The 21,295-nt window shown below is 61.1% G+C and carries 26 protein-coding genes and 1 tRNA gene; 9 read left to right on the forward strand and 18 right to left on the reverse strand.

The annotated features are described in order from the left end of the window. Positions 1-21: 21 nt before the first annotated feature. The 5 genes from FHS54_RS12205 to rpmF all read right to left on the reverse strand — a co-directional run bounded on the left by FHS54_RS12205 (position 22) and on the right by rpmF (position 3,123). On the reverse strand, positions 22-390 hold the full coding sequence (locus FHS54_RS12205) for a MerR family transcriptional regulator (RefSeq protein WP_167304465.1): 369 nt from the start codon (positions 388-390) through the stop codon (positions 22-24). A 74-nt stretch (positions 391-464) separates the two neighbouring features. Next, positions 465-761: an integration host factor subunit alpha gene (locus FHS54_RS12210; RefSeq protein ID WP_167304072.1), complete on the reverse strand. Its 297-nt coding sequence runs from the start codon at positions 759-761 to the stop codon at positions 465-467. Between the two features lie 126 nt (positions 762-887). Further along, positions 888-1,856: a beta-ketoacyl-ACP synthase 3 gene (locus tag FHS54_RS12215; RefSeq protein WP_167304073.1), complete on the reverse strand. Its 969-nt coding sequence runs from the start codon at positions 1,854-1,856 to the stop codon at positions 888-890. Next, positions 1,853-2,878, reverse strand: coding sequence for a phosphate acyltransferase PlsX (gene plsX, locus FHS54_RS12220; protein WP_208404972.1), 1,026 nt, complete (start codon positions 2,876-2,878; stop codon positions 1,853-1,855). Before plsX ends, FHS54_RS12215 begins: the two co-directional genes overlap by 4 nt. A gap of 65 nt (positions 2,879-2,943) precedes the next feature. Next, complete coding sequence (gene rpmF / locus FHS54_RS12225) at positions 2,944-3,123, reverse strand: 50S ribosomal protein L32 (RefSeq protein ID WP_167304075.1); 180 nt, start codon at positions 3,121-3,123, stop codon at positions 2,944-2,946. A 210-nt stretch (positions 3,124-3,333) separates the two neighbouring features. On the opposite strand from rpmF, the gene FHS54_RS12230 reads away from it, so the two are divergent. After that, a complete protein-coding gene (locus FHS54_RS12230) occupies positions 3,334-3,765 on the forward strand; it encodes an MAPEG family protein (RefSeq protein WP_167304076.1) in 432 nt (143 codons plus the stop codon). A gap of 5 nt (positions 3,766-3,770) precedes the next feature. On the opposite strand, the gene FHS54_RS12235 is transcribed toward FHS54_RS12230, so the two are convergent. Genes FHS54_RS12235 through FHS54_RS12250 form a run of 4 tightly spaced genes read right to left on the reverse strand, consistent with a single transcriptional unit; the run spans position 3,771 to position 5,687 of the window. Further along, positions 3,771-4,427, reverse strand: a complete 657-nt coding sequence (locus FHS54_RS12235) for an MBL fold metallo-hydrolase (protein ID WP_167304077.1) — start codon at positions 4,425-4,427, stop codon at positions 3,771-3,773. A 38-nt stretch (positions 4,428-4,465) separates the two neighbouring features. Next, the gene (locus FHS54_RS12240; protein ID WP_167304078.1) at positions 4,466-4,894 is read right to left on the reverse strand and encodes an RrF2 family transcriptional regulator; all 429 of its coding nucleotides are present in this window, start codon (positions 4,892-4,894) and stop codon (positions 4,466-4,468) included. Positions 4,895-4,945: 51 nt separating this feature from the next. Next, positions 4,946-5,302, reverse strand: a complete 357-nt coding sequence (locus FHS54_RS12245; RefSeq protein WP_167304079.1) for an ArsC family reductase — start codon at positions 5,300-5,302, stop codon at positions 4,946-4,948. Between the two features lie 4 nt (positions 5,303-5,306). Beyond that, the gene (locus FHS54_RS12250) at positions 5,307-5,687 is read right to left on the reverse strand and encodes a RidA family protein (protein ID WP_167304080.1); all 381 of its coding nucleotides are present in this window, start codon (positions 5,685-5,687) and stop codon (positions 5,307-5,309) included. Between the two features lie 136 nt (positions 5,688-5,823). On the opposite strand from FHS54_RS12250, the gene FHS54_RS12255 reads away from it, so the two are divergent. Further along, a complete protein-coding gene (locus tag FHS54_RS12255; protein ID WP_167304081.1) occupies positions 5,824-6,129 on the forward strand; it encodes a hypothetical protein in 306 nt (101 codons plus the stop codon). 186 nt (positions 6,130-6,315) lie between these two features. Further along, entirely contained in the window at positions 6,316-6,774 is a 459-nt protein-coding gene (locus FHS54_RS12260) for a thermonuclease family protein (RefSeq protein ID WP_167304082.1), read from the forward strand. On the opposite strand, the gene FHS54_RS12265 is transcribed toward FHS54_RS12260, so the two are convergent. From FHS54_RS12265 to FHS54_RS12275, 3 genes are all read right to left on the reverse strand, one after another. After that, a complete protein-coding gene (locus FHS54_RS12265; RefSeq protein ID WP_167304083.1) occupies positions 6,771-7,355 on the reverse strand; it encodes a glycine zipper 2TM domain-containing protein in 585 nt (194 codons plus the stop codon). The genes FHS54_RS12260 and FHS54_RS12265 overlap by 4 nt on opposite strands. A gap of 273 nt (positions 7,356-7,628) precedes the next feature. Then, entirely contained in the window at positions 7,629-8,447 is an 819-nt protein-coding gene (locus FHS54_RS12270; protein WP_167304084.1) for a DUF4393 domain-containing protein, read from the reverse strand. Between the two features lie 3 nt (positions 8,448-8,450). Continuing rightward, positions 8,451-9,506 (reverse strand): ribonucleotide-diphosphate reductase subunit beta, encoded by a 1,056-nt coding sequence (locus tag FHS54_RS12275; protein WP_167304085.1) that lies wholly within the window; start codon positions 9,504-9,506, stop codon positions 8,451-8,453. Positions 9,507-9,595: 89 nt separating this feature from the next. On the opposite strand from FHS54_RS12275, the gene FHS54_RS12280 reads away from it, so the two are divergent. Then, on the forward strand, positions 9,596-9,865 hold the full coding sequence (locus FHS54_RS12280; protein WP_167304467.1) for a DUF2171 domain-containing protein: 270 nt from the start codon (positions 9,596-9,598) through the stop codon (positions 9,863-9,865). Positions 9,866-9,932: 67 nt separating this feature from the next. Here FHS54_RS12280 and FHS54_RS12285 read toward each other — a convergent pair whose 3' ends face one another. Then, positions 9,933-11,867, reverse strand: coding sequence for a ribonucleoside-diphosphate reductase subunit alpha (locus FHS54_RS12285; RefSeq protein WP_167304086.1), 1,935 nt, complete (start codon positions 11,865-11,867; stop codon positions 9,933-9,935). 561 nt (positions 11,868-12,428) lie between these two features. On the opposite strand from FHS54_RS12285, the gene FHS54_RS12290 reads away from it, so the two are divergent. Together FHS54_RS12290 and FHS54_RS12295 are read left to right on the forward strand one after the other, a co-directional pair. Further along, a complete protein-coding gene (locus FHS54_RS12290) occupies positions 12,429-13,073 on the forward strand; it encodes a glutathione S-transferase family protein (protein ID WP_167304087.1) in 645 nt (214 codons plus the stop codon). Between the two features lie 99 nt (positions 13,074-13,172). Next, on the forward strand, positions 13,173-14,693 hold the full coding sequence (locus FHS54_RS12295; RefSeq protein WP_167304088.1) for a fumarate hydratase: 1,521 nt from the start codon (positions 13,173-13,175) through the stop codon (positions 14,691-14,693). A 383-nt stretch (positions 14,694-15,076) separates the two neighbouring features. Here FHS54_RS12295 and FHS54_RS12300 read toward each other — a convergent pair whose 3' ends face one another. Then, positions 15,077-15,823 carry a hypothetical protein gene (locus FHS54_RS12300; protein WP_167304089.1) on the reverse strand — a complete coding sequence of 249 codons (747 nt, stop codon included), beginning with the start codon at positions 15,821-15,823 and terminating at the stop codon, positions 15,077-15,079. 220 nt (positions 15,824-16,043) lie between these two features. Here FHS54_RS12300 and FHS54_RS12305 point away from each other — a divergent pair, with 220 nt between their 5' ends. The 3 genes from FHS54_RS12305 to FHS54_RS12315 all read left to right on the forward strand — a co-directional run bounded on the left by FHS54_RS12305 (position 16,044) and on the right by FHS54_RS12315 (position 18,805). Further along, positions 16,044-16,466 (forward strand): hypothetical protein, encoded by a 423-nt coding sequence (locus FHS54_RS12305; protein ID WP_167304090.1) that lies wholly within the window; start codon positions 16,044-16,046, stop codon positions 16,464-16,466. Then, positions 16,459-17,397, forward strand: coding sequence for a tellurite resistance TerB family protein (locus tag FHS54_RS12310; RefSeq protein WP_167304091.1), 939 nt, complete (start codon positions 16,459-16,461; stop codon positions 17,395-17,397). Before FHS54_RS12305 ends, FHS54_RS12310 begins: the two co-directional genes overlap by 8 nt. Positions 17,398-17,887: 490 nt before the next feature. After that, positions 17,888-18,805 (forward strand): DMT family transporter, encoded by a 918-nt coding sequence (locus FHS54_RS12315; protein WP_167304092.1) that lies wholly within the window; start codon positions 17,888-17,890, stop codon positions 18,803-18,805. On the opposite strand, the gene FHS54_RS12320 is transcribed toward FHS54_RS12315, so the two are convergent. The 4 genes from FHS54_RS12320 to FHS54_RS12335 all read right to left on the reverse strand — a co-directional run bounded on the left by FHS54_RS12320 (position 18,802) and on the right by FHS54_RS12335 (position 21,255). Next, entirely contained in the window at positions 18,802-19,272 is a 471-nt protein-coding gene (locus FHS54_RS12320; protein WP_167304093.1) for an MgtC/SapB family protein, read from the reverse strand. The two genes, FHS54_RS12315 and FHS54_RS12320, sit on opposite strands and share 4 nt — an antisense overlap. A 46-nt stretch (positions 19,273-19,318) precedes the next feature. After that, positions 19,319-20,209, reverse strand: a complete 891-nt coding sequence (locus FHS54_RS12325) for an NAD(P)H-hydrate dehydratase (RefSeq protein WP_167304094.1) — start codon at positions 20,207-20,209, stop codon at positions 19,319-19,321. Then, on the reverse strand, positions 20,206-20,973 hold the full coding sequence (locus FHS54_RS12330; protein ID WP_167304095.1) for a histidine phosphatase family protein: 768 nt from the start codon (positions 20,971-20,973) through the stop codon (positions 20,206-20,208). Before FHS54_RS12330 ends, FHS54_RS12325 begins: the two co-directional genes overlap by 4 nt. Before the next feature lie 207 nt (positions 20,974-21,180). After that, positions 21,181-21,255 (reverse strand) — tRNA-Glu (locus FHS54_RS12335). Positions 21,256-21,295: the final 40 nt, after the last annotated feature.

The following is a 21,295-nucleotide window of genomic DNA, read 5'->3' on the forward strand; positions in this document are numbered from 1 at the left end:
GGGTGCAACGCCTTTCCCGCGTCAGGGGATATCCACCGCGCGCGCCAATGTAGCGCGAATGGATTGAAGCCGTTCAAGAATATCCTGCGACTGCTGGGCATGGGCCGACGCCTCTGGCGCAGGATTGCTGCGGACCGGCACCGGTTTGGCACCCCCATCGGCAAGCGCCTTTTGCGCACCACGGACAGTGAAACCTTCGACATTCAGCAACTGGTTGATGCGCTGAACAAGGGCCACATCAGCCGGGCGGTAGTAACGCCGGTTGCCCGACCGTTGCAGCGGTCGCAATTGAGGAAAGCGCGTTTCCCAATAACGCAAAATATGCTGGGGAAGGCCCAGTTCCGCCGACAGTTCACTGATCGTCAGAAATGCGCCGTCTGCCTTGTCCATATCCATGATGTTGCACCCATAGTCGCCCAAAGGCAACATGGCAGCGCTTCAAAGATCAGTCCCTAATCGCCCCATCAGGACGCGGCGACGCGGTCCCGCATGGTCTGGCTGGCGCGGAAGGTGAGTACCCGGCGCGGTTCGATCGGCACTTCAACGCCCGTCTTGGGATTGCGGCCCATGCGCTCGGTCTTGTCGCGCAGCACGAAGGTGCCGAAACTGGATATCTTCACATTCTCGCCACGTTCCAGCGCCGCGGACATATGTTCCAATATGGATTCGATAATGGCGGCAGACTCTGCGCGCGAAAGGCCGATATGACGGTTCACGCTTTCGGCGAGATCCGCACGCGTCAATGTGCCGGAAGCAGTCATGATTCGTCCCCACCTACACCCGCTTGATATTTCGCGGATTTCAACGATTGATTTTGCGACAAGCTGAGCGATTCTGCAAGGCAAGTTGCAGGGAAAAGTCCATGAAATTGCCGCAAATAGAGACGATCAGACCCGCAGCACGCATGCGCCCCAGGTGAAGCCGCCGCCCATGGCTTCCAGCACGAGCAAATCGCCCGGCTGTATCCGCCCGTCGCGCGTGGCAAGATCAAGCGCCAAAGGCACCGAAGCGGCCGATGTATTGGCGTGGCGGTCTACGGTCATCACCACCTTGTCAGGCGACAGTTTGAGCTTGCGAGCGGTCGCGTCCAGGATGCGCGCATTGGCCTGATGCGGGATCAGCCAGTCGATTTCAGTGGGGGCAAGGCCCGCCAGTTCCATGACTTCCGTCAGCACCGAAGCCAGGTTGACGACGGCGTGGCGGAACACTTCCTGCCCCTTCATGCGCAACTTGCCCACCGTCTGGGTGGTCGATGGGCCGCCATCCACATAAAGCAGCTGGTTGTGACGCCCATCGGCGTGAAGTTTGGATGATAATATGCCGCGCTTGCCATCGGTGCTTTCTTCCGCGCCAAGCACGATCGCGCCAGCGCCGTCACCGAACAGGACGCAGGTGGTGCGATCTTCCCAATCCAGGATGCGGCTGAAGGTTTCCGAACCGATGACCAGCGCGCGCTGGGCCGCGCCGGACCGGATCATGCTGTCGGCGACGGTCACGGCATAGAGGAAGCCGGAACATACCGCAGCCACGTCGAAGGCGACGCAATCGTCGATGCCCAGCGCCGCCTGCACCAGCGTCGCGCTGGCAGGAAAGGTCTGATCGGGTGTCGCGGTCGCCAGGATGATGAGGTCGATATCCTGCGGCGAAAGGCCCGCCATATCCAGGGCAGCGCGGGCGGCCCCGGTCGCAAGGCTGGCCGTCGTTTCACCTTCGCCCGCAATGTGGCGGTTGCGGATGCCGGTGCGTTCGACAATCCATTCGTCGCTCGTCTCGACGGTCTGCGCCAGTTCGGCATTGCTGACCGCACGGACCGGCAGCGCGGAACCGGTGCCCAGAAGAACGGATCTGCGGATCACTTTGCGGTCAGCTCCTGTTTCGACGCAACCGCAGACAGCGACGCTATGCCTGCCATATCGGCGGCGATGCGCCGGGTGATGTCTTCTTCCAGCAACCGCGCAGCGACATGAACCGCATTGGCGACTCCCTTGTCATTGGCGCTGCCATGGCTTTTCACCACCACGCCGTTGAGGCCCAGGAATACTGCACCATTATGGTTGTTGGGGTCCAGATGATGTTTCAGCAAATGCATCGCAGGCTTCGAAATCAGGAAGCCAATCTTGGACCGAATGGAGCTGGTGAAGGCGGTGCGCAGCAGGTCGGTGACGAACCGGGCCGTGCCCTCCGCTGTCTTGAGCGCGACATTGCCGGAAAAGCCATCGCTGACGATCACGTCCGCATCGCCCCGACCGATCTTGTCGCCTTCGGTAAAGCCCTCGAACGACAGCGGCAGGGTGGCGGCGGCCCGCAGCATGGCGGCGGCGTCGCGGATTTCCTCCGTGCCCTTCATTTCCTCGGTGCCGATATTCATGAGCCGGACGCGGGGACGGTCCAGGTCGAACGCGATGCGGGCATAGGCCGCCCCCATCACCGCGAACTGCACCAGGTTGCGGGCATCGCATTCGGTGTTGGCACCCAGGTCCAGCATGACCACATCATTGTCGCCAAGCGTGGGCAGCAGCGCCGCCAACGCCGGGCGATCGATCCCCGGCATGGTACGCAGAGCCACTTTCGCCATCGCCATCAGCGCGCCGGTATTGCCCGCAGACACGGCGGCCCCGGCTTCGCCAGCCTTCACCGCAGCGATGGCCATACTCATGGAGCTGGCCTTCTTGCGAATGGCGACGCTGGGCTTGTCCCCGGCATCCACCACGTCCTTGGCATGAACGACTTCAGAGGCGGCGCGCAGATTCGGATGATTGTCGAGCGCGGACTTGATCCGCGACTCGTCCCCGAACAGCGTGAAGCGCAGCCCTTCGTGACGATGGCGGGCAAGCGCCACGCCAGCGATCATCACGCGCACGCCTTCATCCCCGCCCATCGCGTCGATTGCGATTCGCGGCTGGCTGGACACTTCAGGACACCTTTACAGGAGAGAGAGTGTCGTTACGCCCCGACAGCAACGACTTCACGGCCATTATAGTGGCCGCAGGCCTCGCACAGATTGTGCGGGCGCTTGAGTTCACCGCAATTCGAGCATTCCTGGAACGCTTCGACGCGCAGCGCATCATGGCTGCGGCGCATGCCACGGCGGGACGGGGTAGTTTTCCTCTTTGGGACAGCCATGTCGGCACCTTATTCCGTAATTATCTGGTTGTGCAACCGGCCAGTATCCGACGGGAAACGACGCCACAGGCGCCGCAGACCCATGCGGCCCGGGTGATCGCGAAGCCATGCGCCTATAGCCTTTTTTGATCGGGGCGCAAGTCCTTCCTTGCCCTTGGCACCGCTGCCTTTACCCTGCCGACCGTTGAAAAGCCGAGGGAGGAAGACAACATGCTGCTGCCGATCACGCTGACGCTGGCCGCCGCCTGCGCATTTCTGAACCTGTGGCTGGCGACGCGCTGCGTGAGGATTCGGTTGGCCAGCAAGACATTGCATGGCGATGGCGGCGATCCGTTGCTGGCGCGGCGGATGCGCGCGCAAGCGAACTTCGTTGAATACACGCCGCTGGTCCTTATCCTTTTTGCTCTGGTGGAACTGGCGATCGGTTCCCCGGCGTGGCTGTGGATCATGGCATGCGCTTATGCCGTCGCGCGGATCGCCCACCCGCTGGGCATGGACGCCGATCATCCCACGCCCTGGCGGGCCGTAGGCGCCATGCTGACCTGGGCCGTAATGGTCGCTCTGGCCATTGCGGCGCTCTATGTCGCCTATAGCGCGACGCGGGAGGTTCCCGCCCCGCCCGCGCTTGCGGCCCAGGTTTAGGCCGTTCAGGCCAGCACGGCGTCACCCACAAAGGGGTTGGTGCGGCGTTCATGGGCGAAATTGCTCATGGGGCCGTGTCCCGGCACAAACGCCGTATCGCCGCCCAAGGGCCAAAGCTTCCCGGTGATTGCGTCTATCAGATGCTGGTGGTTCCCCATCGGGAAGTCCGTCCGCCCGATCGACCCCTGGAACAGCACGTCACCCACAATGGCAAGCTTGCTGGGCGCATGATGGAAGACGACATGGCCTGGCGTGTGGCCGGGGCAGTGATAGACGTCCAGCGTCAGATCGCCGACGGTGACCTGGTCGCCATCGGCGAGCCAGCGATCCGGTTCGAACATCTGGCCGTTCACCCCATAGTTGCGGCCATCCTCCTCCAGCCGGTTGATCCAGAAGCGGTCGGCTTCATGGGGGCCTTCGATGGGCACGCCCAGTTCCTTGGCGAGTATGCCCGCTTCCCCGCAATGGTCGATATGGCCATGGGTCACCAATATCTTTTCGATGGTGACGCCCTGTTGCTCCGCCGCTGCTTTCAGGCGCGGCAGATCGCCGCCCGGATCGACGAACGCGCCGCGATTGGTGGCGGTGCACCAGAACAGGGTGCAATTCTGCTGCAGGGGCGTGACGGGGATCAGCGCGGCTTTGAGCGGAGGAGTGGTCATGGCGGAGATGTGGCGAAGCTGCGCGCGCGGCGCAAGGGCTACTCTACCTCTTCCGCCAGTCCGAGCGGTTCGGCCAGGCTGATGCCGTCCAGCACCTTTGCCGTTTCGTCCCGCACGCGCAACATGACGCGGTGCAAGCGGCATTCCGATTCGGGCAGGCAGTTGGTGCAGCTTTCATGCGCAAAACGGCTGGCACAGGGCGTCAGCGCCAGCGAGCCGCGCGTCAGCCGAACGATGTCGCCATAGCTGATGTCGATGGGGGCCAGCGCCAGCCAATAGCCGCCGTCCCGCCCCCGCTGCGTCGCCACCAGGCCTTCGCGGGACATTTCCGACAGGATGACCGTCAGGAACTTTGCCGGGATATTCTGCCGCGTGGCAATTTCATTGAGGGGCACGGGCCCCTGGCGGTAGCGGTCGGCGAGATGCTGGAGCGCGCGGATGGCGTAACGGGTCTTCTGCGAAAGCATGGCCCCGTTATTCGCCCCTCGACCTCATTTGACAAGCCGCCGCGCCGCCGGTCAGGCCTTCACGCCTGCCAGCGCGTTTTCATAGGTCGTCGCCTTGAAGCCCACGACGATTGCCCCGCCGACTTCCAGAATGGGCCGCTTGATCATCGACGGGTTGGTCGTCATCAGCAGGATCGCCTTGTCCGCGTCGATATGCGCCTTGTCGCCCGCGTCCAGCGCCTTGAAGGTGGTGCCGGAACGGTTGAGGATGGTTTCCCATCCATGTTCCATCACCCATTCCTCCAGCTTTGCCTTGTCGACGCCGGACACCTTATAGTCGTGGAAGCTGTAGGCCACGCGCTCATTATCCAGGAAATTGCGCGCCTTCTTGATCGTGTCGCAATTTTTGATGCCGTACATGGTAATCATGGGGTCAGCCTTTGAACGCGGTGACTTCGACTTCGACCTTCATCTCCGGCTTGATAAGGCCGGTGACGATGCAGCTGGCTGCGGGGCGGATGTCGCCGAATATGGGGGCGGTCGCCTGGCCCAGATCGTCCCAATAAGCGGGGTCGGTGATATAATAGGTCACGCGCACCACATCGGCGAAGGAAAAACCCGCTTCGTCCAGCGCCCGGCCGATGACTTTCAGCGCATTGGCGGTCTGCTCAACGACGCTGTCGGGCATCACCTTGGTTTCCGGGTCGGTGCCGGTGGTCCCGGCGACGAAGCACCAGTCGCCCTGGACGACGGCGCGGGAATAGCCGACCTGCGCTTCGAACGGCGAGCCCGAGGAAATGAGTTTGCGCGACATGGGAGGGTTCCTTCGAGCGGAAACGGGGAAAGGATTGGGGCGGCTCTTGCCCCTTGCCGCCGCCGCTGTCCAGAGGCTTTCGACTGGTGAGGAACGGCGGCGCGGCTGATCCGTTGATGGGCCAAGGAGACATGCCATGGACCAAGCCGACAAAGACCGCATCCCCGACCCGATCGAGGAAAATGACGAGCAGAGGGACAGCGGATCGCAGGCGCAGGATGTCGCCGACGATGCGCGGGTCCGCAGCACCGACCTGTCCGAAGACAGCGAGCGCGGCGGCAAGGCCAATCCCGCCCAGATCATCCCCGACGACACCCCCGACCTGGTCGAGCGGATGGAGGGAATGAACCGTTCCGGTCGGATCGACATGGACGCCTTCGCCGGGGAGCCGCAGATGGATGATGAGGAGGATTCGCTGGGTCCTACAGAGCGGCAACGCTGACTTGACGGCTGGGCGAACATAACCTGCCATAAGCGCCACATGCTCCTGCGAAGGCAGGAGCCCAGTCCAACTATGGAATTGGGGCGCCAACGATTCAGCGGACCATTACCCCACCCCGCGCCATAACGGAGGTTGATCGGATCAGCTTGAGCGAGCGGCGCAGGGACCGCCGCCTATGCTGGCGGCATGCCCCTTCCCCGCTCCCTTCCGCTTGCAGCCTCCATCGCCATTGTGCTGACCCTATTGGCGCAGCAGTCTCCGGCAATCGCTCAAGCCTATTTCGCTTCTCGCTTCACCTTTTGCCATAGCGGCGGCGGGGTGAATTGCGTCGTGGATGGCGACACTTTCTGGATGGGTGGTGAGAAGGTGCGGATCGCGGATATCGACACGCCCGAAACGCACAGCCCGCGCTGCGAAGCGGAACGGGCGCTGGGTGCGCGGGCGACGCGGCGGTTGCAGGCATTGCTGAATGCCGGAGCTTTCTCCATGCGGCGGATCGACCGGGACCGGGACCGCTATGGTCGGCTACTGCGGATCGTGACGCGCGATGGCCGTTCGATAGGGTCCATGCTGGTCACAGAAGGGCTGGCGCGGCCCTGGACGGGGTCACGCCAGCCCTGGTGCTCCACTAACAGCAGGCGTTAACGGCAGCTCAGACTGCCACGATCAATCTCACGGCCCAGCAAAGCGCCCGCACCCGCGCCGATCAATATGCCAGCCGTGTTGGAATAGCCGCGATCCAGCTGTCCACCGAGCAACCCGCCCAGCGCCGCGCCGACGATCAGGCCAGTGGTGCCGTCCGACCGGCGGCAATAATAGCGGTCGTCATAGCCGCGATAGATGCGGGTCGAACGGTTGACCCGGATCGGCTCATAGCCGCTGCGATAATAGCGGTCGGCGCGATAGCGGCTGCCATAGCGACGGTCGGGCCGGTTCCAGTCATAGCTATAGACGACCTTGCCGGGACGCCGCCAACCATTGTGGCGGCCATTGTCGTGGCGGCGATCATCGCGCCAATCGCGACGGGCTTCGCGGACGTCCTTGCGATAGTCACGGCGGGCTTCGCGATTGTCCTTGCGGTAATCGCGCCGCGCCTCGCGCACATCCTTGCGATATTCACGCGCATTTTCGCGATGTTCACGCGACTGGGCGAGCGCAGGCACGCTGGTCAACGTCATCGCGCCCAGCGAAAGCGCGGAGAGCGCGGCTTTCAAGCTGATCTTCATGGGTCTGCTCCTTGCCAAAATTTATCAGGCTGTAGGGTTAAACACATGATTGCGGATGGACGTTGCATGAACGGAACAAAACCGCGCGTTCACTCCGGCGCAATATGCGCGGCAGGGTGACAAGCGTTACGCGAGAGAAGCGCGGAAAGGTGCCGTTGCTCCGATCTCGCTTCCTATTTCCAACGATGTAAAAGGGTCACTGCAGCGCGTAGGACAGAACCGCTCATTTAGTGCGTAGTTAAGCCTCCCTGCACTACCGCCAGCTGGGCGACCTTAGCTGGATGCCTCGATTAACCTTCGACCATAAGGGGAAAGTCCACAAATGAATTTAGTAAAACCCACCTTCCTCGAATCAGAATCTATGATTATTTCATCAGGCAACGAAAACTTTTGCTTCGCATAATTTATGGTGTCATCGTAAATGTGCGGAGTTACCAAATGCCTTTCTCGATCAATATCCAACACTCCCAATCCAACCAGATTTGACAGATAGAGAGAAAGGTTTTTTTCTTGTTTTATTTGAATAGATAGCTTCATCACACAATCATGCAGAACGATGCTTCCCTTATCGGCATCTTTGCTGATTAAATTAACAGATATGATAGGATGTAATTGTCGCCCATACAGGCCTCTCAATAGGATTGCTTCATCCGGCACTATGGAACTGATCACTTGAGAAAAACTTGGGTGTACTTGATCAACGGCCTGTGAATCAGAGGCGCGGGCAAGTAACTCAATAAACATTTCTCGGAGCGTAGTATCCTGCGTTTGAGATAGCCTATCCAGAAGCGGGATGCCAATCTCAGGTGGCGGGGACACTATGCGGTCATCAGGTATTTTCTTAAATCGATCAGCGATTTGAGAAAATACCTCCTGCTCGAATGCACGGCCTACTTCATTTAGCAAACGGAGAGGAAGAAGGATAGTATTGCCTAGACCCAGAAGAGAGCCGATTGCCTCTCCAACCTGTTTAACTCCCGGCTTAGCCAAGTCACCGTATATCTCTTTCAAAAGCTCTGGCGACTTCATGGCGAGGGCGGTGCCTACACCTGTTGTTCCTATCGCTGGAAGTGCTTCCAAGAGAGTATTCATATCTTACTCCGCCGCAATTCCCGCAGCTTTGAACATGTCGGGATCGCTCGGCTCGTCGACATTGGCGGCGTCGCCGGTCTTGAGCGTCTTTCTGCGGTCGAAGGCGTCCCACACCTCATTCCACTGACCGCGCGTCGCGCCCTTTGAATATTCGGTCGCGCGGGTTTCGAAGAAATTGGCGTGCTCCACGCCGTTCAGCAGCGGGGTGAGCCACGGCAGCGGATGTTCGTCGATCATGTAGATGGGTTTCAGGCCCAACTGTCCCAGCCGCCAGTCGGCGATGTAGCGGACATATTTCTTGATATCCTTGGGCGTCATGCCGGGGACCGGACCCATTTCGAAGACGAGGTCGATGAACGCATCTTCGATCCGCACCGTCTTCTGGCACATGTCCATGATGTCGTCCTTGACCGACGGGGTCAGGCAGTTGCGTTCCTTGGTGAAGGCGTGGAACAGCTTGATGATGCCCTCGCAGTGCAGCGTTTCGTCGCGCACCGACCAGGTGACGATCTGCCCCATGCCCTTCATCTTGTTGAAGCGCGGGAAGTTCATCAGCATGGCAAAGGAGGCGAAGAGCTGTAGCCCTTCGGTAAAGCCGCCGAACATGGCCAGCGTCTTGGCAATATCCTCGTCCGTATCGACGCCGAACTGGCTCAGATAATCATGCTTATCCTTCATCTCCTTATACTGCATGAAGGCAGAATATTCGGTTTCGGGCATGCCGATCGTGTCGAGCAGATGGCTGTAGGCGGCGATGTGGACCGTTTCCATGTTGCTGAACGCGGTCAGCATCATCTTGACCTCGGTCGGCTTGAACACGCGGCCATATTTTTCGTGGTAGCAATCCTGCACTTCCACGTCCGCCTGGGTGAAGAAGCGGAAAATCTGGGTCAGCAAATTGCGTTCATGATCGGACAACTTTTGCGCCCAATCGCGGCAATCCTCGCCCAGCGGCACTTCCTCGGGCAGCCAGTGCAGCTGCTGCTGGCGCTTCCAGAATTCATAGGCCCAGGGATATTCGAAAGGCTTATATACCTTGCTGGCTTGAAGAAGGGGCATTGGGTCGGCTCCGCGAATTAATGGAAAAGCGCAACCTGCGCGGGGGTGGGACGTTCAGGTCCCGTCATCCCCGGCACAGGAGATATATGATGATTGATCTTACCAGCATCAAGGAACATGCTGAGGTTATCGGCGCTGATGGCGTCCATGTCGGCACTGTCGATCATGTCGCCAAGGGCCCAGATGGGGGCAATCGAATCAAGCTGATCAAGGCGGATAGCGGCCAAGGCAGCCACGCCGGGCATCATCATTATATCAGCCAGGGTCTGATCGCCGGGGTTGATGAGGATGGCACTGTCAGGCTGTCTGCGACCGGTGCCAACGCCGTCCTCTTTGAAGAGGAACAGGACGAGGGGTGAAGGTTCCGGGGGCGATTGTGTGGGCGCGGTCAGTGTTGCCACCGCCGCGCCCATCCCCCCCATTAGCTCATTGGCACGCAAGACATTCGTCATAGTCTGTGCTTTCCCCGCCAAGCTCGAACTTCGGTGCGTCGATGGTGTTGTCCGCTTCCACCCCGCCAGCGAAACCGGCGCGCTGCACCGACTTTGACCGCAGATAGTAAAGCGACTTGATGCCCAGTTCCCACGCGCGGAAGTGGAGCATCATCAGATCCCACTTTTCCACGTCCGCAGGGATGAAGAGGTTCAGCGACTGCGCCTGATCGATGAAGGGCGTCCGGTCGGCCGCGAGTTCGAGCAGCCAGCGCTGGTCGATTTCGAAGCTGGTCTTGAACGTGTCCTTTTCTTCCTGGCTCAGGAAATCGAGATGCTGGACCGACCCACCGCGTTCGAGGATCGTGTTCCAGACATTGGTCGAATCCTTCGACTTGTCGCGCAGGATTTTTTCCAGATAGGGGTTCTTCACCACGAAGCTGCCCGACAACGTCTTGTGCGTGTAGATGTTCGCCGGGATCGGCTCGATACAAGCCGACGTGCCGCCGCAGATGATGCTGATCGACGCGGTCGGCGCAATCGCCATCTTGCAGCTGAACCGTTCCATCACGCCCATGTCGGCGGCGTCGGGGCACGGCCCACGCTCCACCGCCAGCTGCATCGACGCGTCGTTCACCTTCTCATTGATATGTTTGAAGATGCGCAGGTTCCACGACTTCGCCATCGCCCCTTCAAAGGGGAGGCCACGGGCCTGGAGGAAGGAGTGGAACCCCATAACCCCCAGGCCCACTGACCGTTCGCGCTCCGCACTATATTTGGCCCGCGCCATTTCGTCCGGCGCTCGGTCGATATAGTCCTGCAGCACATTGTCGAGGAAGCGCATGACATCCTCAACAAAGACGGGGTCCTTGTTCCATTCGTCCCAGGTTTCCAGATTCAGGGACGAAAGGCAGCAGACCGCCGTCCGGTCATTGCCGAGATGGTCGCGACCCGTCGGCAAAGTAATTTCTGAACAAAGATTGGAAGTCGAAACTTTCAGGCCAAGATCGCGATGATGCTTGGGCATCATGTTGTTCACGGTGTCGGAGAAGACGATATAGGGCTCACCCGTCGCCAGGCGGGTTTCCACCAGCTTCTGGAACAGGCTGCGCGCGTCGACCGTGCCGCGAACGGAACCGTCCTTGGGCGATTTGAGCGAGAACTCAGCGCCGGTGCGGACCGCCTCCATGAACTCGTCGGTCAGCAAAACGCCGTGGTGAAGGTTCAATGCCTTGCGGTTGAAGTCACCGCTGGGTTTGCGGATTTCGAGGAACTCCTCGATCTCCGGGTGGGACACATCGAGATAGCAGGCGGCAGAACCACGGCGCAGGCTGCCCTGGCTGATTGCGAGGGTGAGCGAGTCCATCACGCGGACGAAGGGAATGATGCCGCTGGTCTTGCCATTCAGGCCAACGGGTTCCCCAATGCCGCGCACGCTGCCCCAATAGGTGCCGATGCCACCACCGCGCGAGGCGAGCCACACATTCTCGTTCCATGTGTTGACGATGCCTTCCAGGCTGTCGTCCACGCTGTTCAGATAGCAGCTGATCGGCAGGCCGCGCCCGGTGCCGCCGTTGGAGAGCACGGGCGTCGCAGGCATGAACCACAGGCGCGAGATATAATCATAGACGCGCTGGGCATGGTCCTGATCGTCGGCATAGGCCGCCGCGACGCGAGCGAACAAGTCCTGATAATTTTCGCCGGGCAACAGATAGCGGTCCTTCAGCGTATCCTTGCCGAACTCCGTCAACAGCGCATCGCGGCTTTCGTCGGTGACGACGTCGAACCGGCGCGCCTGGATCGAGGAGGACGAACGCGCAGCCGCCTTGGCCGGCGCAGCCTTCTTCTTGTCCGCCACTATTTCCACCACTTCATCAATCACGGTCGCCACGTCGTCTGCACCTGCTTGTTCGCTATCACGAAAATCCATACGAGCTCCCGATGTTCCTGTTCCGTTCGATTCGGTCAAGCGGTTCCGGGTATCCCGACCCTCTTTTCCGACCAAAGCGCTCACGGGACGCCAAAGGAGGTCCAATCGCTTGCGCCGCAGGGGACAACCGTCCCTTCGCCCGGATCATTCCGTTCGTCGCAATCACAATCTGTTGGGTAACCCCCGTTAACCCGATACAAGGGATAGTGCCACAGCCGCATTTCCTTTCAAGGGGGTAAATGACGGTAAGGGGACTCCAGGCGGCAGATCGGATGACGCTTTCATGACATGCCGCGATCCCGCATTGCAGCGACGCGCCGACTTCCCACGGTCCTGCAAAAGGCAAGGGAAACAATTTGAGAACGAAAATAATTTTCGCTTGAGCCGGAAAAGCAAAAGAGCAGGTCAGCACCCCTGCCCCTTTCCCCTAAGGATGGTGGTTACCGAGCGAGTTATCCACAAGCAGATGTGGATTAAATTGTGGATGAAAGCGCGCATCGGCTCATGCTAAAACCCGGCCAGATTATCGGGCGGGCGGTTCTTCGAAGAAGAGGCAGAGCGATGATTCTCTATTACCACCCCCTTTCCTCCTATTGCTGGAAGGTGTTGATCGCCTTTTATGAGAATGACACGCCGTTCGAGCGGAGGATGATGGAAGATCCCGGGGTGGCTGAGGCTTGGCTGGCGCTCTGGCCGCTCGGCAAATTCCCCGTGCTGCGTGACGAGGCGCGGGACCAGACGATGGGCGAGGCCAGCATCATCATCGAATATCTGGGGCGGCAATGCCCCGGCCCCTTCCGCCCGATCCCCGCCGATGCGGACGAGGCACTGGAGGTGCGGCTGATGGACCGGCTGTTCGACAATTATGTCATGACGCCGATGCAGAGGATCGTCGCCGACCGACTGCGGCCCGAGGAGTCGCGCGATCGCCATGGCGTGGGCGAAGCGCGGCAAATGCTGGGCAAGGCTTATGCGATGCTGGAGGAGCGGATCGGCGCGCGGCAGTGGGCGGCAGGGAATGAGTTCACCCTCGCGGACTGCGCGGCTGCCCCTGCCCTCTTCTATGCGGACAAGGTCGAACCGATGCGCGGGGGCTTCCCGGCGCTGGCCGCCTATCTCGACCGGCTGGAGGCAAGGCCAAGCTTTGCCCGTGTGCTGCAGGAGAAGGAGCCCTGGTGGCACATGTTCCCCTATGCCAACGGATAGCTGGACCGGCATATCTGGACTCTGGGCCAAATCCCTATTAGCCGCGCCTGCGAAGACCCGCCGTGCAGGGCGGGCGCAGACATAGGGACATAGGGTAAGATGACCGTCATCAAGACCGCCGATCTGATCGAGAGCGTCGCCGACGCGCTCCAGTTCATCAGCTACTATCATCCGATGGATTATATCCGCGCGCTGGGCAAAGCCTATGAGGCCGAAGCCAATCCGGCGGCCAAGGATGCCATCGCCCAGATCCTGACCAACAGCCGCATGTGCGCCGAAGGGCATCGCCCGATCTGCCAGGACACCGGCATCGTCAACGTCTTCATCAAATGGGGCATGGACTGCCAGTTCGATGACAATAGCCGCTCAATGCAGGACGTCGTGGATGAGGGCGTGCGCCGCGCTTATCTCAACCCCGAAAACCGCCTGCGCGCATCAATCCTGCGCGATCCGGCTTTCTCCCGCCAGAATACGAAGGACAACACGCCCTGCGTGCTGAACGTCGAAATGGTGCCGGGCAACAAGGTGACGGTAGATGTCGCGGCCAAGGGCGGTGGCAGCGAGAACAAGACCAAGTTCAAGATGATGAACCCCAGCGATTCGATCGTCGACTGGGTGCTGGAGATGATCCCGCAAATGGGCGCTGGCTGGTGCCCGCCCGGCATGCTGGGAATCGGCATCGGCGGCACGGCGGAAAAGGCAGTGGCGCTGGCCAAGGAATCGCTGATGGAGCCCATCGACATGGGTGAGCTGAAGGCTCGCGGCCCGCAGAACGACATCGAGAAGCTGCGGATCGAGATTTTTGACAAGGTCAATGCGCTCGGCATCGGCGCGCAGGGATTGGGCGGGCTTTCGACCATCCTCGACGTCAAGATCTACGACTATCCCTGCCATGCGGCGGGCAAGCCTGTCGCGATGATCCCCAATTGCGCCGCCACCCGCCACGCGCATTTCACGCTGGACGGCTCTGGCCCCGCCTATCTGGAAGCGCCCAACCTGTCCGAATGGCCGCAGGTCGACTGGAAGCCGAGCAAGGAAGCGATCCGCGTCGATCTCGACACGCTGACGCCCGAAATCGTGCAAAGCTGGAAGCATGGCGACCGCCTGCTGCTCAACGGCAAGATGCTGACCGGCCGCGACGCCGCGCACAAGCGCATCGCCGACATGCTGGCCGCGGGCGAGCAGCTGCCGGTCGATTTCAAGGGCCGCGTCATTTACTATGTCGGCCCGGTCGATCCGGTCCGCGACGAAGTGGTCGGCCCGGCTGGTCCCACCACCGCGACCCGCATGGACAAGTTCATGGACATGATGCTGGAACAGGGCCTCGCCGCCTGCGTCGGCAAGGCCGAGCGCGGCCCGGCGGCGACCGACAGCATCGCCAAGCATAAGAGCGCCTATCTGATGGCGGTCGGCGGCGCGGCCTATCTCGTCGCCCGCGCGATCAAGGGCGCGAAGGTCGTCGGCTTCGAGGACCTTGGCATGGAAGCAATCTATGAGTTCGACGTGCAGGACATGCCCGTGACCGTCGCCGTCGACAGCGAAGGCCAAAACGTCCACCGCCTCGCCCCGCTGGTGTGGCAGGAGAAGATCAGGAAGGAAGGACTGCTGGAGCAGGCGTAAACGCGGCTTTGGCTACTTGAGACAAGACGCCGTTCGGGACATCCGGGCGGCGTTTTTATGTGGGGAAGTTTGGCGGAGCGAGTGTGCCTATCTGCGGCTGCTTTGCGCCATTGTCGGCCACTCACCAGTTTGGACGCCCCTCCCAGAACCGGAAACTCCCTGAGGATCGTGACTGAAAGGGAGGGCGAAGCTTGGACAAAGCGGCCGATCCGGCGGGGCAGCTTGAACGTCCGCCGTTGCCAGAATCCGAAGGTTCAGAGCGGTGCCCTTTTGCCATTACGACGGGGAAGTCTGGCGAACACGATCGTTGAAAGAGGGCGTCAGAGCGCTTCGCGATCGTTCTGAATCGCGCAAGAAACGCGCCATTTGCCCATTGCTTTATGTCAGTCGGAAAGCACAGTTCTGACGATATCGGCCGCGATGCGTGTCGCCTCATAACTGTTCAATGAATGCGAACCGCCGCTCAAATGCGGGAGGATCGCGACTGGCACTGTGCCTGAGGTCGCGATGTGAAGACGTTTAGGGTGACCGTTTACCTCGAAAAATCGGGGCGGCGGACTTTCAACCGTGCCAGTAATAGCGAGGAAGTCCGCAAGGTGGGTGAGCCCGGTGCCGATCACCAGCTTAGGGCGGCACTTTTCTACCCACGCGCGAAATACAGGAAAGCGCGCTTCCCGCAGCCAGGTCTGGTAAGCGGCTTTTGATGCGAAACCCGTTTTTTCGACTGCCTCAACAGTCCATTCGCCAGTATTGTTGAATGGCTCTGGGAACAGGTTAGCTTTGAAATACCCGAGCGAGCCGCGCTCGAAAGGTCGCACGGTCCTAGCGAATTGTCGATAGCTCTCCACAGGATGCCCTTTTAGCGCCGCAAGAAACTTGAACGCATTTCGATTGTACGGCCACTGCAACTGCATTTCGATGCCATAATGGTGCAGTGCCTCTGCCTTTTTGCGGAGGCCGACTGCATCAAGCGCTTGATCGGCCAAACTCCAACCAGGCTCAATGCCGAGAAGCCAGATAGATTTTCGATCCGGCGCCCCCTCATCGCCGCCCTCGCATGTTTCAAGAAAGCGGGTTTCGTCTTCGACCCGGCTGCGAAATGCAGAAGCAATTGGCGAATCAAACGCCATCGAAAGTCCTTTCAAATTCCATCAATTCTTCAACCACTACCACCGCGTTTAAGCCTTGAACGCAACTTTGGGTAACTGCGGCGACCGGCGGCGCTTCTGGGTTGGCCAACTTACCTTTACGTGCTGCCGCGCGCCCATTCGTCCCGTGCCGCAGGTTACTTGGCAAGTAGGATCGAGTCGTTCATTGAGGAGCACATTCGCAATGATAGGGCGGCAAAGAATGTCAGAAGAAACGAACATGGCGGCCATCTGGGAAAAGCTGCCGACCAAGCGTGAACTCGCTCGCCAACTGGACCGCGTTGCGATGTCCGCCGATGCTAAGGTGCTGATGGGCAAGCTCCTGGAGACCACCATGGAAGTGGCAGGCAAGATTATCGAAGTGGGTCGGCGGATCATGGCATTTGTACTGGAGCTCTTCCGCCGCTTTCCCAACACGACATTTGGGGCGGCGATCGGCCTGACACTGTCATTCCTTATCAGCTCTATTCCCTTGGCTGGCCTGGTGCTTGGCCCGCTGCTTGGCCCGATTCTGATGGCGTTCACCATCGGAAACGGCGCTTTTGCAGACATGAAGAACAGCGCCGTCAGCAAGCAGGTCGAGCTGTTCGGTGCCAAGTTAGATTCGGCGCTTGCCAATGACTGACGCTCCGACCCTGAGTTTCGACGCGAGCGGTGTCGACCGCGTCGTTGCCGAGCCCCTGCGTTTCAAGCAGCAGCTGCGCATTGGGGAGGACGCCTTCGCCCTGCTGCGAGCGAAGAAGAATCTTTACGCCCTCTACGAGACCGCAGGTGCCGCCGGGACTGGCGCGGCTATCGCGGGCTCCTCGGCGGTGGCCTCGACTTTCTTCGCACCGACCGGCCTTGCAGCCATGCTTGGGCTGGCCACGGCCGCCACTCCGGTGGGCTGGGTGATCGCAGCGGCAGTCGTCGCCGGCGGAGGCTACTATGGAGCCACTACATGGTTTTCAGACAAAACTGGGGAATTTGTCGACACGATACCTAAATACATCAACACGCCCATCGACGTGCTCGGAGCGGCGCTGATCGACCTGCTCGGCAGCCTCTCCCTCCGCATTGCGGCTATTGATGGACAGATCGACTCAAGCGAGCTTGCCTGCATCGCCGAGCACTTCGTAGAAGATTGGGGGTTCGATCGAACTTACGTCACCCGTGCGCTCGACGCCCTCGTACCGCGCGCAAACGAAACACGGGTCAAGACTATCGCCCACCAGCTTGCCGAATTTCAAGCTGCTAACCCCGATTGCAACGGCCCAGCCATGCAAGCAGAGCTGATGAAGTTCTTGCGCGAATTGGCTATGGCGGACGGTGTGCTCGACGAGCGCGAGGAGCTTGCGCTCGAAGCTATCGAGCGCCAGTTCGAACAATGGAATCGCCTCACTTGGAACAAGGCCGGCGAGGGGCTAGTCGACACAGCGAAGTCCGCTGGCGCGGTGGCGGGCGAAGCCGCCGCCACGATTGGCAGCGCGGCCAAGTCTCTTGGGGGCGTGCTTTCCTGCAAGCTCTCCGAAGCGTCGCAGGCCATCGGCGTGAAGGCGGAGAACTTCAAGCGCTGATCGCTTCAGGGCCGTGCCACTTAGCGCTGTTCCTCTGGGTCATGTACGAAGGTAGGCCTGATTACCGTGCCCCTCGCTGCGCCCACGGTTGTCGAATGCTAAAAAGCGGCTGCGGGCATTGGCGGCGACACCGATGAACCGCGTGATTTGGTCGCGAGGCGACGCCGGGCGAAGGGCGGCTATTCCCACATCTCGGCCCCGAACCTGACATGCGCCTAGCGACCAATCACCGCCGAAGCCCATGTAACCCAATAACCACACACACCCGAAAAAACATCCTATTCCCCCAGCACACCCTTCTTTCCCGCTGTCCTATTTGCCCTCGCCGGGGCTACCCCGCACCCGTCTTTGAAAAAGTCGATCTTTCACGCCCTCGCGCCCACGCGCGCCTGCCCACGCGCGCGCATATGGTGTGAACTTCGGGGCAGGAATGGCGCTTTTCCGCCATTCTTCATCATGACGGGAACGGAAAAGGCGCTATAGGACCGACATGATCTCCTCCCCCATCTGGTTGCCCGCCACCCTTCTCGCCGGGGCCATGCAGGCATGGCGCACAGCGGTGCAGCGGCGGGTCAGTCATAGTCTGTCGATCAATGCGGCGGGCTTGGTCCGTTATCTCTATGGGCTGCCGTTCGCGCTGTTGCTGCTGGCGGGATATGTGCTGCTGGTGTCGGGGTCCCTGCCCCGGCCCGATCCGTCCTTCCTGCTGTTCTGCATGGGCGGCGGGTTGGCGCAGATCATTGCGACCAATTTGCTGATCATGGCGTTCGCGCATCGCAATTTCGTGGTCGGCACCGCCTATTCCAAGACCGAAGCGGTGCAGGGCGCCATCCTGTCTTTCCTGTTGATGGGTGAGCGGCTGAGTCCAATCGCGTGGATCGGTATCGGCTGCGGCGTGGCGGGGGTGATGCTGTTGTCCACGGGCGGCAAGCGCATGGGGTTGCTCGATTTCGCCAAGGCATTGGGCCAGCCTGCGGCGTTGACCGGGATCGCGTCCGGCTTCTTCTTTGCTCTGACGGCGGTCGGCATTCGCCGTGCGACCCAGCAGGTCGGGGGTGACGACGCCATCCTGGCCGCGTTGGTGGTGCTGGTGGTGACGGTCACTTTGCAGACGATCATGCAGGGCGGCTATCTGCTGCTGCGCGAAGCCGGTGAGCTGGCCAAGCTGTTCAGCAGCTGGCGCATATCGGGTCAGGTGGGACTGTTGTCCGCCTTGGGATCGGCCTGCTGGTTCACTGGCTTTGCGACCGCGCCGGTCGCGCTGGTCCGGGTCGTCGGGCAGGTGGAGATAGCCTTCACCCTCGCCTTTGGCCATTTTTACCTGGGCGAGCGGATGGCGCGCACCGAAATATTGGGGCTGATGCTGGTCGGCGGCGGCGTCGTGCTGGCGTTGGCGAGTGCGCTTTAGTCTAAGGCCGGGCCGTTGGGTTCCGCCCGTTCCTCCTTGCCACGCTCACCGGGGTTCGGCTTGAGCGGGGCCATGATCCAGAAGGTCAGAAGCGTGAACGCGGTCAGCACAACGGCCACGTCGAAGCTGCCCAATCCTACCGCGACGCCAACCGCGCCCGTTACCCACAGGCTGGCCGCGGTCGCAGTACCCTTCACCGATCCGCGCTGCTGAAGGATCGCGCCGCCGCCCAGGAAGCCGATGCCGGCTATCACCCCTTCCAATACGCGCGCCAGTGCTGAAAGGTCGTGAGCCAGGGTTCCTTCCACCGCCTGCACAAAGCCGCAGCTGGCCACCGCGACAAGGGGAAAAGTCCGCAGGCCCGCGCTTCTTTCCTGCCGTTCCCGGTTCCAGCCGATCGGCAGGGCAAGGCAATAGGCGATGGCAATGGGGATGAGGTGCGGCAGGATTGCAAAAGTGTCGCGCATGCCGCGATAACGCGCAACAATGAATTCGGATGCGCAACAACCTCACTTATTCCCGCGCCGCCTCCTCCAGCGCGCGGGGGACGATCGGCAATATCTCCCTGGCCAGGAAGCCGATGGGACCCACGCGCGAAGCCAGTTGCCGCCCGGCATGGCCATGAACCCAACAGCCCCAGGCGGCAGCCATCAGTGGTGAAGCACCGCGTGCGGCAAGCCCGCCGACGATGCCCGCCAGGACATCGCCCGATCCCCCCGTCGCCAGCCCGACGCAGCCGCCGTCATGCACCAGACACTCCCCCTCAGGCCCCGCAACGATGCTCTGGTTCGCTTTCAGCAGGACAATCGCGTTGAATTGGCTGGCCACCTGACAGGCAATCGACTGCGGGTCGGCAGCGATGGCGGATTCATCCTGCCCCGTGAGCAGCGCCATTTCGCGATGATGCGGCGTCAGGATCACACGCCCCTCGTGCCGGGCGATCTGGTCTTGAAGGTTGCGGGCGGATGTCAGGGCGGCAGCGTCCAGAACCAGCGTCAGCGGCGGTTGCATGGCGGACAATATGCGTTCGACCAGATCGTCGGTCTGGGTGCTGATGCTCATCCCCGGCCCCAGGATCAACGTGTCGCAGCGCGCAAGATGATCGGCGAGTATATCAGCAGCGCCCGCCGCAATCTCTCCATCCTCCTGCGCGGGAAGCGCGATCATCGCCGCTTCGGGAACCAGCACGCCCAGTGACATGGCGGCGGACCTGACGGTCGCCATCTTCAGCTTGCCCGCGCCCGCGCGCAGCGCCGCCTCTCCGGTCAGGCGCAGGGCACCCGGCACGAACTCCGCGCCGCCCGCGACCAGAACGCGTCCGCGCCCATTTTTGTCGAACGCGACGTCCGGTTCTGGCAAAGGATGCGCACGCAGCCATTGCGCGTCGAGCGGGCGAGGCGTCATCCCCGCGCTCCGGCAATGGCATCGGGTTCGCGGGTGACGGGCGTGGCCTCTTCCTCCAGCGGCGCGGTGACATTGTAACGGTGGAGCACCAGCCCGCCGCTGTCGCCGTGCGCGGGATCATAGCGAAAATCGGTGATCGCGCAGTTGGCGACGTCACCCGCCCGGTCAATCTCCAATATCCCCGCTTCGTCCAGCCCCTCTATGATGTAGCGCATGCACAGAACGACGACCTGATGCGTGAAGATCATCACGCGCCGCCCGGCATAGTGCAGCGATATCGTGTCCATCACCGACCGCAGACGCAAGATGACGTCGCACCAACTTTCTCCGCCGGGAGAGCGATGGTAAAATTTGCCGAGCATCCGGCGAAAATCGGCCTGGGCAGGCTCCAGGCTGTGGATGCCCCTGGTCGTCAGGCCATCCAAAATGCCGAATTCCTTTTCGCGCAGCCGTTCATCGAAGCAGATTTTTTCGCCACAGCGAGCACCGCCTACGTCGCGAAACAGCTGCGCCGTCTGGAAAGCGCGCAAATAGGGGGAAGAGAGCAATATTTCGGGGCGCTCATCCTCTGCCCCGCTGCCGATCCAGTGGCCCAGCGCGCGCGCCTGATCGCGGCCAAGCTTGCTCAAGGGAACGTCAGCGTCCCGCACCGATAGCGCGATCCGATCCGCCTGCGCCTCCATCGCTGCGTCACGCGCAACATTGCCCGCGCTCTGGCCATGGCGAACGATGATGAGCTGACTGGGCCAGTGGAGAGATTGCACGTCGCGGATCGCCTTTATGTCGGATGACTAAGGCAGGAAACGGTCACGCCGCGGCTTTGATCCGTTGCGATTGTCGATCCGCCCCAACGCGTTGGGGCGCGACGGCGCTGCGAAGAGATGCGCCTCTGGCACGGCAAGGTGAAAAGGGGGCAGGTGCACCATGCCAGGGACGTGGCCGCGAGGGGACGTGCTTACTGGCAGAGATGGTGGTGACCCCTACGGGAATCGAACCCGTGTTTCAGCCGTGAAAGGGCCGCGTCCTAACCGCTAGACGAAGGGGCCGCATGCAAAGCCGCAAGGCGGCGCTGCGAAGCGAGGGCGG

The organism is Sphingobium vermicomposti, from assembly GCF_011762025.1.
Taxonomy (GTDB): domain Bacteria; phylum Pseudomonadota; class Alphaproteobacteria; order Sphingomonadales; family Sphingomonadaceae; genus Sphingobium; species Sphingobium vermicomposti.